Here is a 13,663-nt window from a genome sequence, read left to right as displayed (position 1 = left end):
GAACCCCCCCCCCCCCCCGCCCGGGGGCCCCCCCCCCCCCCCCCCCCCCCCCCCCCCCCCCCCCGCCGTAGGCGAGCACGCAAGGCGCGGCCCCGCCCCACGCACCCCGTAGGCGAACACGCACCCCCACACACCCGCACAGGCCGCCGCAGGCACCCCGCCCCACCGCCGGAGGCAACCCGCATGACCTCCCCGAAGGAGACCCTCAAATGATCACCTCCCGACCCGACGCATCGGCCCCGGGAGCCGCCCGATGAGAGTCCTGCTGATCGGAGCCAACGGCTACCTCGGCCGCTTCGTCGCCGACCGCCTGCTCGCCGACCCGGCCGTCCAGCTCACCGCCCTCGGCCGCGGCGACGACGCCGACGTCCGCTTCGACCTCGCGTCCGGCAGCCCCGGCGCCCTCACCCGCTTCCTCGACGCGGTCCACCCCGGCGTCGTCGTCAACTGCGCGGGCGCCACCCGAGGCGGCGCCCGCGACCTCACCCGCCACAACACCGTCGCCGTCGCCACCGTCTGCGAGGCCCTGCGCCGCAGCGGCTGCGGCGCCCGTCTCGTGCAGATCGGCTGCGGCGCCGAGTACGGCCCCAGCCAGCCCGGCTCCTCCACCGCAGAGGACGCCATGCCCCGTCCCGGCGGCCCGTACGGCGTCAGCAAACTCGCCGCCACCGAACTCGTCCTCGGCTCCGGCCTGGACGCGGTGGTCCTCCGCGTCTTCTCGCCGGCGGGCCCCGGCACCCCCGCCGGCTCCCCGCTCGGCCGCCTCGCCGAGGCCATGCGCCGGGCCATGCAGTCCGGCGACGGCGAGCTCAAACTCGGCGGTCTCGGCGCCCAGCGCGACTTCGTCGACGTGCGCGACGTCGCCCGCGCCGTGCACGCGGCCTCGCTCTCCGCCGCGCAGGGCGTCATCAACATCGGCTCGGGCCGCGCCGTGCGCCTGCGCGACGCCGCCGCGGTCCTCGCCCGGGTGGCCGGGTACGGCGGCGCCCTCCACGAACTCGACGGCTCTCCCGGCCCCTTGAGGGCGACGATCGGCCACCCCCGCAGCGAGTCGGACCACGCGGCCCCGGTGGCGCACCCGTACCCCGACGGCTGCGGCAGCTGGCAGCAGGCCGATGTGCGCACCGCACGCGACCGGCTCGGCTGGCGCCCCCGGATCGGCCTCGAAGAGTCCCTCGCCGACATCTGGATGGAGGCGGCATGCCGTATCTGACCCGCGCCAAACCGGGTACGGCGAGCACCGACCTCCGCACCGGCTTCGGCATCCCCGGGTTCGCCCACCCCCTTGTCGCCCAGGCCGAGTGGGCCGAACTCACCCGCCCCGGCACGCCCCTGCACTGGGTCGTCCTCAACGTCTCGGACGGCCCCGGCAGCCGCCCCGACCCACACTGTCTGGAGGCGGCCGGCCGACTGCGCAACGCGGGCATCCGCGTCCTCGGCCGCCTCGACACCACGTACGGGGCCCGCGCCTTCGGCGAGGTGATCTCCGAGGCGCACCGCTACATCGACTGGTACAAGGTCGACGGCTTCGTCTTGGACCGCTGCCCGAGCGAACGCTCCGCGCTGCCCGAGATCCGCCGTACGGTAACCATGCTCCGTGAGCTGCGTGACGACGCCCACGTCGTGCTCGGCCACGGCACCCATCCGTATCCCGGCTACGTCGAGATCGCCGACCAGCTGGTCACGTTCGCTGGCCCTTGGAGCGACTACCGCTGGTCGCAGGCGGCCGAGTGGACGGCCGACCACCCGCCCGAGAGCTTCTGCCACTTCGTCCACGGGGTGCCCGGCCGGCATCTGGAGGAGGCGCTGCGCATCGCCCGCTGGCAGGGCGCGCGGACGATCTACTTCACCGACCGCACGGAGCGCGGCGGTCGCACCGACCCCTGGGAGACCATGCCCGGTTACTGGGACGAAATCGTCTCGCGGATCGGAACGGGTGTCTCGGAATGAAAAAGGCCATGGCACTGTTACGGGGAGAACAACCGTAATGATTGACCGACCAACGGAGTCCCCGTGTCGCTGCCACCCCTGGTCGAGCCCGCTGCCGAGCTCACCGTAGACGAGGTCCGCAGGTACTCCCGCCACCTGATCATCCCCGACGTCGGGATGGACGGGCAGAAGCGGCTGAAGAACGCCAAGGTGCTCTGTGTGGGCGCCGGCGGCCTGGGCTCGCCGGCGTTGATGTACCTGGCCGCCGCGGGCGTGGGCACGCTCGGCATCGTGGAGTTCGACGAGGTCGACGAGTCGAACCTGCAGCGCCAGATCATTCACAGCCAGGCCGACATCGGCCGCTCCAAGGCCGAGTCCGCGCGCGACTCCGTCCTCGGCATCAACCCGTACGTGAACGTGGTCCTGCACGAAGAGCGGCTCGAGGCCGAGAACGTGATGGACATCTTCAGCCAGTACGACCTGATCGTCGACGGCACGGACAACTTCGCGACCCGCTACCTGGTCAACGACGCGTGCGTGCTGCTCAACAAGCCGTACGTGTGGGGCTCGATCTACCGCTTCGACGGCCAGGCCTCCGTCTTCTGGTCCGAGCACGGCCCCTGCTACCGCTGCCTCTACCCGGAGCCCCCGCCGCCGGGCATGGTCCCCTCCTGCGCCGAGGGCGGCGTCCTGGGCGTGCTGTGCGCGTCCATCGGCTCCATCCAGGTCAACGAGGCCATCAAGCTCCTCGCGGGCATCGGCGAGCCGCTCGTCGGCCGCCTGATGATCTACGACGCCCTGGAGATGCAGTACCGCCAGGTGAAGGTCCGCAAGGACCCCAACTGCGCCGTCTGCGGCGAGAACCCGACCGTCACCGAGCTCATCGACTACGAGGCCTTCTGCGGCGTCGTCTCCGAGGAGGCCCAGGAAGCGGCCGCCGGCTCGACGATCACTCCCAAGCAGCTCAAGGAGTGGATCGACGACGGCGAGAACATCGAGATCATCGACGTCCGCGAGATCAACGAGTACGAGATCGTCTCGATCCCCGGCGCCAAGCTGATCCCGAAGAACGAGTTCCTCATGGGCACCGCCCTGGAGGCCCTCCCGCAGGACAAGAAGATCGTCCTGCACTGCAAGACGGGTGTCCGCAGTGCGGAAGTCCTCGCGGTCCTGAAGTCCGCGGGCTTCTCCGACGCCGTGCACGTCGGCGGCGGCGTGATCGGCTGGGTCAACCAGATCGAGCCGAGCAAGCCGGTCTACTGACCCGGCATCCCGGCCTGAACGGCGGGGGGCCCCCGCCCCCCCGGGGGCCCGGGGCCCACCGACGGTGCCCGGGGCCCCCGCCGTCGTCATGAGCAGATCCTGCCGTCCCTCGGCACCGTCCCGGTCAGCAGGTACGCGTTCACCGCGGAGTCCACGCAGTCGCTCCCGCTCCCGTACGCACCGTGCCCCTCCCCCCTCCAGGTGAGCACCACGCCGACGTCCTCGCCCAGCTCGTCCGCCATCTTCCGGGCGCCCTCGTACGGTGTGGCAGGGTCCCCGGTGTTGCCGACCACCAGGACCGGCGCCGCACCCGGCGCGCTCACCTCCGGAGTCTCGTGCTGTCCGGCCACCGGCCAGTCGTGACACCAGCCGGCCGTGTCCCAGCCCAGGAAGTCCCCGAAGACGGGCGAGATCTTCTCGAACTCGGGCAGCAGCTTCTTCGTCTCCGCGGCGGTCGGCCGCTGCTTGTCGTCCAAGCACGATATGACCCGTTGCGAGTGGGTCGTCGTGCCGTAGCGGCCCGATGGGTCGCGCTCGTTGTAACCGTCGGCGAGCGCCAGGAGCTCCGACCCGTCTCCCTGCTCCGCCGCCTCCAGGGCGCTGGTCAGCGTCGGCCAGCTGTCCTGGCTGTACAGCGGCAGGATGATGCCGGTGACGGCGAGCGTCTGCGTCAGCTTCCGCCCGGAGGACGTCGGCAGCGGGGTTGCGTCGATCTCCTTCAGCAGGTCCGCGATCTTCTGCGAGCCCCGCTCCGGATCCTGGTCGGTGGACTTCAGGTAGTCGTCCAGCGCGCGCTGGAAGCCTCGGGCCTGGTTCTCCGCGTGGCCCACCGCGTCGGCGCTCGGGTCGACGACCGCGTCAAGGACCAGTCGTCCCACGTTCTTGGGGAACAAGTGGGCGTACACACCGCCGAGTTCGGTGCCGTACGAGATGCCGAAGTAGTGCGTCTTCTTGTCGCCGAGGACCTGGCGCATCAGGTCCATGTCGCGGGCGGTGTCGGTGGTCGAGACGTGCGCCAACAGCTTTCCGGCGTCCTTCGCGCAGCCCTTGCCGAAGTCGGCCGCGTCCTCGAAGTACGCGGTCTCCTCGGCCGGGGTGTCCGGTGAGACGTCCACCGACTCGGCGGCCTGGATCTCCTTGTCGCTGCGGCAGCGGATGCCCCCGCCGGCGCCGACCCCGCGCGGGTCCCAGCTGACCAGGTCGTACCGCTCACGGAGGAGGGAGACGGTGGCGGCGTACGCCGGCATCGTGGACACACCGGAGCCGCCGGGGCCGCCGAAGTTGAACAGGAGCGAGCCGATGCGGTTGTCGCCCCGGGCCTTGGTGCGGATCAGTGCGAGGCCGATCGTCTCGCCGTCCGGCTTCGACCAGTCCAGCGGCACCTTGAGCGTCGCGCACTGCCAGTCGCTGCCCGGCGCGGAGGAGTCCGCGGTGGCCTTGCAGCGTCCCCAGTCGAGCTTCTGGGAGGTCAGTGAGGAGGGCAGGGCGGAGTCGGCCGTACCGGAGGATTCGTCCGACGACTGCGCCCGGCCGGTCTTCCTGCCGCCCTTGTCGTCATCGGATGAGCCGCCGCTGCAGCCCGTCACCAGGAGCGCGGCGGCTGTCCCCAGCGCCGCCCACCGAATGAAACGCGTCATTGCAGGTCCCCCCTCGCAGGCCGTCCGCCCCATGCCGCGGATGGCTGTCCGGCCATAGTAGGCGGATCGCAGCACGGCCGCTGCGGCCTGTGGATAACGCTCTGACCTGCGCATTCTCCCGAGAATTGGGCGGGGTGTCAGGAGCAGACGGTTCCGGCCGCGGGAACCTTTCCGTCCAGCAGATATCCGTTCACGGCGCCCTGGACGCACTTGTTCTTGCTGTCGTACGCCCCGTGCCCCTGCCCCTTGTACGTCAGCTCGACACCGACGCCTTCACCCAGCGCGTCCACCATCTTCCTCGCGCCCTCGTACGGCGTGGCCGGGTCGCCCGTGTTGCCCACGACGAGGATCGGCGCGGAGCCGGGCGCGCTCACGTCGGGGTGGTCGGCTGCGCCCGGCACGGCCCAGTCGGTGCAGCTGACCATGCCCCAGGCCAGGAAGTCGCCGAACAGGGCGGAAGCGGCCTGGAACTTGGGCAGTTTCTGCTCCACGTGGTCGGCGGTGTACCGCGGCTTGTCGTCGGCGCAGTTGATGGCGATGTTGGCGGCGGTGATGTTGCTGTACTCGCCGTCCTGGTTGCGGCCGTTCATCGAGTCGGACAGCGCCATCAGGATCTGCCCGTTCCCGTCGTACGCCTGCTCGAGACCCTCGGTGAGGTACTCCCAGAAGTCCTGCGAGTACAGAGCCTGCGCGATGCCGTTGGTCGCTGCGGTCTGGGTCAACACACGCGGGTAGATACCGGGGATCGGCTTGCTGTCGAGGTCCTTGAGCAGCTTGGCGATGCGGTCCTTGACGTTCTGAGCGGTGTCGCCGACCGGGCAGTCCTCGGTCTTGGAGGTGCAGTCCTCGGCGTAGTTGTCGAGGGCGAGCTGGAACCCCCTGGCCTGCCCGAGCGAGCCCTGTTCGGGGTTCTGCGTCGGGTCCACGACCGCGTCGAAGACGGCGCGGCCGACCTTCTTCGGGAACAAGTGGGCGTAGACGCCGCCGAGTTCGGTGCCGTACGAGATGCCGAAGTAGTGCAGCTCGGCGTCGCCGAGGACCTGGCGCATCAGGTCCAGGTCGCGGGCCGCGTCGGTGGTGCGGACCCGCGGCAGCACCTTCTCGGAGTTGGTCTCGCAGGCTTCGTTGAACTCCTTGGTGTTGTCCAGGAACGTGCTGCGCTCGGCCGCGTCGTCGGGGGTCGCGTCCTGCTGGAAGTAGGCGTCGAGCTGGAGGTCGTTCTGGCACTCCACGGGGGCGCTGCGGCCGACCCCGCGCGGGTCGAAGCTGACCAGGTCGTAGCGGGTGCGCAGTTTCGCGTAGTCCTCGCCGAAGGCGGGCAGCGTGGTGACGCCGGAGCCGCCGGGGCCGCCGAAGTTGAAGAGCAGCGAGCCGATCCGTTTGCTCTCGTCGCCGCTCGCCTTCGCCCGGATCAGCGCGATCTTGATCGTGTCGCCCTTGGGATCGGCCCAGTCCAGGGGCGCCTTCATCGTGGCGCACTGCCATTTGTCGCCGTCCGCCAGGGGCGACGGGGCGTCACCGCCGCCCTCCGCCGCGGACGGTGCCGGGCAGCCCTTCCAGTTCAGTTCCTGAGCCGACAGGTCCTCGTCCTGGGAGTCGTCGCCGCAGCCCGCCAGCACGGAGGGCAGGAGAAGGGCGATGGTGGTGAGGGCAGCGGCGCGCAGCCGGGGAGGGTTCGGCATGAGCCCATCCTGCGGTCGCGCACGGTGAGACGCTCGGGGCGCGAGCCGTACGAGGTACGCCGTCGGACCTCCGTACCGGATGGTCGTCCTACAGCGAGCCCTTGCGCGTGAGGTGGTTGAAGGCGAGCCAACCCGGCAGCACCGGCAGCCACAGCGTCAGCAGACGGAACAGCAGCACCGCCGGCGCGGCGACCTCCTTGGGGAGGCCGACGGCGATCAGGCCGACCGTCAGGGTCGCCTCCACGGCGCCCACACCGCCCGGCGTCGGGGCCGCGGAGCCCAGCGCGTTGCCGGCGAGGAAGACGACGGCGACGCTGGCGATGCTGATCGAGGTCCCCTCGGTGCCGAAGGCCCGGATCGACGCGTCCAGACACATCACGAAGCAGGCCGTCAGGAGCAGCATGCCGCCGATGCCGGTGACCAGCTTCTGCGGCCGCTGGAGCACGTCGAGCATGCGCGGCACGACACCCGCGAACAGCGACCTCACGCGCGTGACGACGAATTTCCGCAGGAACGGCACCGAGGTCACCACGAGCACGAGCACCGCCACCGTCAGCAGACCCGCGATGACCGTCCGGGACGGCGACAGCGACGGGGTCTTCTCGGTACCGGTCAGATAGCCGAAGGACAGCAGCATCAGGATGTGGCAGCCGAGTCCGAACAGCTGCGACGCGCCGACGCTCGCCACCGCGAGCCCGGGGCGTACGCCCGAGCGTTGCAAGAAGCGCGTGTTGAGGGCGACGCCGCCCACGGCGGCCGGCGCGACGATCTTCACGAACGACCCGGCGACCTGAGCCGCCACGGTGCGCACGAAGGGCACCCGCTCGGGCACGAAGCCCAGCAGGGCCATCGCGGCCGCCAGGTAGCTCAGCGCGGAGAAGACCACGGCGGCGGCGACCCAGCCCCACTCGGCGTTCTCGATGAGCGGGCCGAACTCGATGTGCGTGAGCTGCGTCAGCAGGAAGTACGCGCCGATCGCGCCGGCGATGAAACTCAACAGCGTGCGCAGCCGCACCCGCTCCAGCCGGGCCGGCTCCACCGGGGCCTGCGGCCGGATCAGCAGCACCTCGTGGCGGATCTGCGTGAGCAGGTCCTCCTCGCGCGCCTCCTCAATGGCCTCGTCGATGGCCCGCTTCTCGGCCCTGGCTTCCGCCTTCACAGCCTTCTTGTCGAGCTTTTCGAGTACGGGCCCGGTCTCGTGCGGCGCCTCCTCCAGGCGGGCCTGCTTGTCCTGACGGGACGCCTCCAGGACCGCCTCGCGCTCGCGTTCGGCGCGCTCCCGGGCCAGTCTGCGCAGCGTCGCGCGCGTGGAGCGGCTCAGCGCGATGGGCTGCAGCATCGGCAGACAGTCGGCAACGGCGTCGGGGCCGAGCACACTCACGGCCGCGGTCACCGCGCGCTCGGCGCCCACTCTGAGGCCGAGCGTCACCAGCAGCTGGGAGGTGTCCATGCGCAGCAGCAGGTCGCCGGCCGCGATCTCGCCGACGCGCAGGTCGGTGAGGATCACCGTGCCGGAACGATCCACCAGAATCGCGTCGCCCACGAGCCTGCGATGCGCGATGCGCCGGGACTGCAGCGCCCGCACCTGGTGCCAGGTGTCGCGCAGGAGCTCGTCGGTGATCTCCTCGTCCGGCAGGGAGTCGAGGGTGCGCCCGCCGCTGTGCTCGTAGACGAGTATCACCGCGTCGGGGCCGAGCTCGGAGGTCGCGATCAGCTTGGGCGCGTTGGCGCCGGCCGCGATGGCGGCGTATGCGAGCAGTGCCTCCTGCTCCAGCGCCTGCCGCAGCGACTGGAGGCTGCTGCGGGTGGCGAAGCCGCGCAGGGTCAGGTTGCGATAGGCGCGGTAGAAGAAGCCCTGGGCCTGTTGTTCCCGGTCGACCACCGTGACGTCCAGCGGTGGACCGTCCTCCAGGGTGACGAAGTAGCGCCGCCCCCGGTCTCCCGTCTCCGGGGTCTCCGGCACCTCTTCGCGGGCCGCGCTCACCGGGCGGAAGCCGACGTGCCTGAGGCCCGCCATCAACGTCCGGCCGGTGGGACGGACGTTGGGCGAGCCGACCGCGTAGAGCGTCCCGTAGGCCACGGTCCAGCCGATGAGCACCGTCAGGATGATCGAGAACGGGGTCGTGTAGCCGGTGACGAGCATCGAGAACGCGTCGAGCATCAGCACGATCCACAGCACGGCCCGCCAGCGCGGCCGGCGCGACATGCCCACGGCGGTCATGTAGGCGATGACGGGCGCCAGATAGCCGTGCACGGGGTCGGTGAGGGCGTGGATGTCGCCGGGGGAGGGCTGGGTGAGCGCCTCCTGGATCGAGTCGGGGGCGGCCTTGGCGACCCACAGGTCGGTGGCCAGGGTCACTCCGTGCGCGAGGACGGCCGCGAGGACACCGTCGGCGATGCGCAGCCCGTCGCGTTTGATCAGCCGCTCGATCGCGAACGCGACCGGCACCAGGAGGATCGCGATGCTGGACGCCAGCCCCGCGATCTTGATCAGTAGATCCGGTGCCTGTCCGGTGCCCTTGTTGATGTCCTGTTCGAGGCCCGAGGTGGTGCCGTGGGCGAACGCGGCGATCGCGAGCAGTACGGCCACGGCCAGTACGCCCACCAGGAGCCGCATGAGATCGGAGGGCCGGTGCACGCGCGCGGGGAGCAGCGGTTCGTCACCCTCGACCTCGTCGGCGTACACCTCGTCGGGGTCGCCGGCGTCAGGCCCGGACGGGGTCGAGGGCGCCTTTTCGACGGCGTCCCCCGCGCCCTTCTTGGCGGGCTTCTCGTCCGCGTCGGCGGTACCAGGGCGCGACGATGCGGCAGGGGTGCTCTCCGCGTCCTCGGGATGCACACCCTGCTCTTTCATCGTCTCTTCTTGGTCTCGTATCACCAGTCACCGCCCGCACGATGGTGGCATGCCCCACCGACACAGGTGGGTGTCAGGGTGCACATGCGGGGGCGCACAGTCTGCCGGAAGCGCCGTCTCAGGGCGAGGTATACCCACAGTCGCGAGCGCGTCACATTGTCGGTGGGGTGGGGCAGGATGGGGCGGATGAGCGAGGAGAGCCTTCCGAACGACGCCCGCGCGGAGTACGCGGACGCGCTGCCGGAGTACGCCGAGCGGGTCCTCGACGTCGCCGAACGGATTCCGCCCGGCCGCGTCATGACGTACGGGGATGTCGCGGAGTGGCTGGAGGAGGGCGGTCCCCGTCAGGTCGGACGCGTCATGGCGCTCTACGGGGGAGCCGTTCCGTGGTGGCGGGTCGTTCGCGCGGACGGCGTCCTGCTGCCGGGCCACGAACTGGAGGCGCTCGGCCGCTACCGCGCGGAAGGCACCCCTCTGAAGGGGGCGAACAGGGCCGCCGAGGGCCATCTCCCGCGGCTCGACATGAGACGGGCGCGGTGGGACGGCGGCGAACGCGCGGAAGGTCACACCTGACAGCTTCCGCCATCGGACGGCCCCGCGTGCGGCCTGAGGTCCGTACGGGCGAAACGGAGCACGTCCATGACATGACGGCGGAAATGGGGCACGTCCGTGGCATGCCGTACGTTCGTGGGGCGAGGGGCTTACGTGTCTCGAGTGCCGTGAGGGAAGAAGAGGAAGCCCTGCTTCCGCGCCTCCCCTCGGCGTAGCGTCGTCTGCACGTGTCCCTCTCATCCCGCGGTCACCCTCCTCCTCGCGGAGGTCATCCCACCCGTCACCCGACCACCACCCCTCAACAACGGCGCTTCGCGCCGGCAGCGACAGATGGCACACCCACCAGGACCGGCGAACCACGTGAGCTCCTCTTCTTCCACCAAGCGCCTGTCGCACCCACAGGGGCGACAGGGGAACCGTGGCGCTTACCGACTGGTGCGTACCCCACCGGCCCGCGTGGATCCCCCTCGTCTGGACGCCGCACAGCACGCCGTGGTTGACCACGCCACCGGCCCGCTGCTCGTTCTCGCAGGTCCGGGCACCGGAAAGACCACCACGCTCGTCGAGTCGGTGGCGGCGAGGATCGCCCGAGGCGGTGACCCCGCGCGCGTCCTGGTGCTGACGTTCAGCCGCAAGGCGGCCGTCGAACTGCGCGACCGCATGGCGCTGCGCATCGGGGCGGCACGTGCCCCTCAGGCGACCACCTTCCACTCGTTCTGCTACGCCCTGGTCCGCGCCCATCAGGACGCCGACCTGTTCGTCGAGCCCCTCAGGCTGCTGTCCGGTCCCGAGCAGGACGTCGCCGTCCGTGAACTGCTCGCGGGCCAGCCCGACCTGGAACGTCTCGGCCTCGCGCACATGCGCTGGCCGGACGAACTGCGCGCCTGCCTGACCACCCGCGGCTTCGCCGACGAGGTCCGCGCGGTCCTCGCCCGCAGCCGCGAACTGGGCCTGGGCCCGGGCGCCCTGGACGCCTTCGCCCGCCGCATCGGCCGCCCCGACTGGCGCGCGGCAGCCGCCTTCCTCGCCGAGTACCTCGACGTCCTCGACCTGCAGGGCGTGCTCGACTACGCCGAACTGGTGCACCGCGCGGTCCTCCTCGCCCGCCGCCCCGAGGTCGCCGAGCGGCTCGCCGCGCAGTACGACGTCGTCTTCGTCGACGAGTACCAGGACACCGATCCGGCCCAGGTACGACTGCTGCACGCGCTCGCCGGCGGCGGCCGCACTCTTGTCGCCTTCGGCGACCCGGACCAGTCGATCTACGCGTTCCGCGGCGCGGACGTGAACGGCATCCTGAACTTCCCAGAGGCCTTCCCGCGCGCGGACGGCCGCCCGGCGCCCGTGGAGGTCCTGCGCACCTCCCGCCGCTCCGGCGCCGGCCTGCTGGCCGCGACCCGGCTGCTGACCCAGCGCATGCCACTGACCCGCCTCCCGGCCCACAAGGTGCGCGCCCACCGGGAGCTCACGCCGGTCCGGGACGGCGGGCACGCCGAGGTGTACACGTACCCGACGCCCGGCACCGAACTGGACAACATCGCCGACATCCTCCGCAGGGCGCACCTGGAGGACGGCGTCCCCTGGGGCGAGATGGCCGTCCTGGTGCGCGCCGGAGCCCGCACCATCCCCACGGTCCGCCGCGCGCTCACCGCGGCCGGCGTCCCCCTGGACATCGACGGCGACGACCTGCCGCTGCGGCACGAACCGGCGGTGGCGCCGTTGCTGACGGCACTGCGGGCGGTGGCTGCGGCGGAGGCCACGGAACAGCTCGAAGAAGGGGCTCCCTCTGAAGAGCGGGAGCCGGCGACCTGCTGGCTCGACACCGAAACCGCCCTCACCCTCCTCACCTCCCCTCTCGCGAGCATGGACGCCGCGGACCTGCGCCGCCTCGGCCGTGCCCTGCGTGACGAGGAGCGGGCCGCGGGCAACGCCTTGCCGCCGCCCTCGGACGAGCTGCTCGCGCGGGCCCTGGCCGAGCCGGAGCGCCTGGCCGTGCACGACCCCACGTACGCGCGTGGTGCCCAGCGGCTCGGCGCGCTGCTCAGGAAGGCCCGTGAGCGCCTCGCGGGCGGCGGTACGGCCGAAGAAGCGCTGTGGGACCTCTGGGAGGGCACGCCGTGGCCCACGCGCCTGGAGCGGGCCGCCCGACGCGGCGGCGCCGCGGGACGCAACGCAGACCGCGATCTGGACGCCGTGTGCGCGCTGTTCGCGACCGCGGCCCGCGCGGAGGAGCGCACCGGCGGCCGGGGCGCCCTGAACTTCCTGGCGGAGATCGACGCCGAGGACATCGCCGCCGACACGCTCACCCGGCGTGCCGTACGCCGCGACGCCGTCCGTCTGATGACCGCGCACCGCTCCAAGGGCCTGGAGTGGCGGCTCGTCGTCGTCGCGGGCGTCCAAGAAGGGCTGTGGCCGGACCTGCGCCGACGCGGCTCCCTTCTCGAGGCCGACCGCATCGGACGGGACGGGCTCGCCGAACCGCTCACCCCGGGGGCGCTGCTCGCCGAGGAACGCCGCCTGTTCTACGTGGCGGCCACGCGCGCGCGTGAACGCCTCGTCGTCACCGCGGTCAAGGCACCCGCGGACGACGGTGATCAACCCTCCCGCTTCCTGACCGAACTCGGCGTCGAACCGCGGGACGTCACGGGCCGCCCCCGCCGCCCTCTGGCGGTCGCCGCGCTCGTCGCCGAACTCCGCGCGACCACCGTCGACCCGCACGTCTCGGACACCCTCAGGGAGGCCGCCGCCCGCCGGCTGGCCCGGCTCGCCGCACTCGCCGACGAGGACGGCCGCCCCCTGGTGCCGTCCGCCCACCCCTACCGCTGGTGGGGAATGTTCGAGCCGACCGAGAGCAAGGTCCCGCTGCGCAACCGCGACCAGCCCGTCGTGCTCTCCGGCAGCGCCCTCGACCAGCTCGCCAACACCTGCGCCCTGCAGTGGTTCCTGGGCCGCGAGGTGAAGGCCGACGCGCCCGCGACGGTCGCCCAGGGCTTCGGCAACGTGGTGCACGTCCTCGCCGACGAGGTCGCCTCCGGGCACACCCCGGCCGACCTCGCCGTCCTCATGGAACGCCTCGACTCCGTGTGGAACGCGCTCGCCTTCGACGCGCCGTGGAAGTCGGCGCAGGAGAAGGACAACGCGCGCGTGGCGCTCGAACGCTTCCTGAAGTGGCACGTCATGGACCGCACCGGGCGCACACCGGTCGCCAGCGAGCACGACTTCGACGTCACCCTCGAAGCGGGCGAGGTCGAGGTGCGCATCCGCGGCCAGATGGACCGCGTGGAGGCCGACGACGAGGGCCGCGCCTACGTCGTCGACTTCAAGACCGGCAAGCAGGCGCCCAGCGCGGCCGAGGTGGAGCGCCACCCCCAGCTCGCCGTCTACCAGCTCGCCGTCCGCGAGGGTGCCGTCGACGAGGCCTTCGACGGAGCGCGCCCCGAGCCGGGCGGCGCCGAACTCGTCCAGCTGCGCCAAGGTGCCGCCAAGCGGGACGGCGGCGAGACCCTGCCCAAGGTGCAGGCCCAGGAGCCGCTGGAAGGAGAGTGGGTCGGCGACCTGCTCGCCACGGCAGCCGGCAAGGTCCTCGACGAACGGTTCACACCGAGCGCGGGCCAGCACTGCACGCACTGCGCGTTCCGGGCCTCGTGCAGCGCCCAGTCCGAGGGCCGGCACGTGGTGGAGTGAGCACACTGGTGTGATCCGTCGCACCACGCGTGCCGACCTGCGCTTCTCCGGGCCCCGGGGGGCGA

Annotated in this window: 8 protein-coding genes; 5 read left to right on the top strand and 3 right to left on the bottom strand. The window is 71.7% G+C overall.

What is annotated here, in order from left to right; genetic code table 11:
* The first annotated feature begins 253 nt into the window (after window positions 1-253).
* The 3 genes from ADK57_RS16575 (at window position 254) to moeZ (ending at window position 3,192) form a co-directional block, all read left to right on the top strand.
* On the top strand, window positions 254-1,213 hold the full coding sequence (locus tag ADK57_RS16575; RefSeq protein ID WP_053750237.1) for an NAD-dependent epimerase/dehydratase family protein: 960 nt from the start codon (window positions 254-256) through the stop codon (window positions 1,211-1,213).
* On the top strand, window positions 1,201-1,950 hold the full coding sequence (locus ADK57_RS16570; RefSeq protein ID WP_053750236.1) for a spherulation-specific family 4 protein: 750 nt from the start codon (window positions 1,201-1,203) through the stop codon (window positions 1,948-1,950). The genes ADK57_RS16575 and ADK57_RS16570 overlap by 13 nt, the downstream gene beginning before the upstream one ends.
* A 63-nt stretch (window positions 1,951-2,013) precedes the next feature.
* Complete coding sequence (gene moeZ / locus ADK57_RS16565) at window positions 2,014-3,192, top strand: adenylyltransferase/sulfurtransferase MoeZ (protein WP_053750235.1); 1,179 nt, start codon at window positions 2,014-2,016, stop codon at window positions 3,190-3,192.
* An 86-nt stretch (window positions 3,193-3,278) separates the two neighbouring features.
* Here moeZ and ADK57_RS16560 read toward each other — a convergent pair whose 3' ends face one another.
* The 3 genes from ADK57_RS16560 to ADK57_RS16550 form a co-directional block, all read right to left on the bottom strand.
* Window positions 3,279-4,829 carry an alpha/beta hydrolase gene (locus ADK57_RS16560; RefSeq protein WP_053750234.1) on the bottom strand — a complete coding sequence of 517 codons (1,551 nt, stop codon included), beginning with the start codon at window positions 4,827-4,829 and terminating at the stop codon, window positions 3,279-3,281.
* A gap of 137 nt (window positions 4,830-4,966) precedes the next feature.
* Entirely contained in the window at window positions 4,967-6,511 is a 1,545-nt protein-coding gene (locus tag ADK57_RS16555) for an alpha/beta hydrolase (RefSeq protein WP_053750233.1), read from the bottom strand.
* An 88-nt stretch (window positions 6,512-6,599) separates the two neighbouring features.
* A complete protein-coding gene (locus tag ADK57_RS16550; RefSeq protein ID WP_053750232.1) occupies window positions 6,600-9,365 on the bottom strand; it encodes a lysylphosphatidylglycerol synthase transmembrane domain-containing protein in 2,766 nt (921 codons plus the stop codon).
* A gap of 186 nt (window positions 9,366-9,551) precedes the next feature.
* On the opposite strand from ADK57_RS16550, the gene ADK57_RS16545 reads away from it, so the two are divergent.
* Window positions 9,552-9,938, top strand: a complete 387-nt coding sequence (locus tag ADK57_RS16545; protein ID WP_053750231.1) for an MGMT family protein — start codon at window positions 9,552-9,554, stop codon at window positions 9,936-9,938.
* 339 nt (window positions 9,939-10,277) lie between these two features.
* Entirely contained in the window at window positions 10,278-13,598 is a 3,321-nt protein-coding gene (locus ADK57_RS16540) for an ATP-dependent helicase (protein ID WP_053750230.1), read from the top strand.
* The last annotated feature ends 65 nt before the right edge of the window (window positions 13,599-13,663 follow it).

The sequence above is a fragment of the Streptomyces sp. MMG1533 genome (assembly GCF_001279775.1).
In the GTDB taxonomy this organism is placed as follows: Bacteria; Actinomycetota; Actinomycetes; order Streptomycetales; family Streptomycetaceae; genus Streptomyces.
This window is presented reverse-complemented; position numbering and strand designations above follow the sequence as displayed.

Bases quoted from the DNA above. Each gene is read 5' to 3' on its own strand.
- ADK57_RS16575 (WP_053750237.1), top strand. From the start codon at position 254: ATGAGAGTCCTGCTGATCGGAGCCAACGGCTACCTCGGCCGCTTCGTC.
- ADK57_RS16545 (WP_053750231.1), top strand. From the start codon at position 9,552: ATGAGCGAGGAGAGCCTTCCGAACGACGCCCGCGCGGAGTACGCGGAC.
- ADK57_RS16570 (WP_053750236.1), top strand. From the start codon at position 1,201: ATGCCGTATCTGACCCGCGCCAAACCGGGTACGGCGAGCACCGACCTC.
- ADK57_RS16555 (WP_053750233.1), bottom strand. From the start codon at position 6,511: ATGCCGAACCCTCCCCGGCTGCGCGCCGCTGCCCTCACCACCATCGCC.
- ADK57_RS16550 (WP_053750232.1), bottom strand. From the start codon at position 9,365: ATGAAAGAGCAGGGTGTGCATCCCGAGGACGCGGAGAGCACCCCTGCC.
- ADK57_RS16560 (WP_053750234.1), bottom strand. From the start codon at position 4,829: ATGACGCGTTTCATTCGGTGGGCGGCGCTGGGGACAGCCGCCGCGCTC.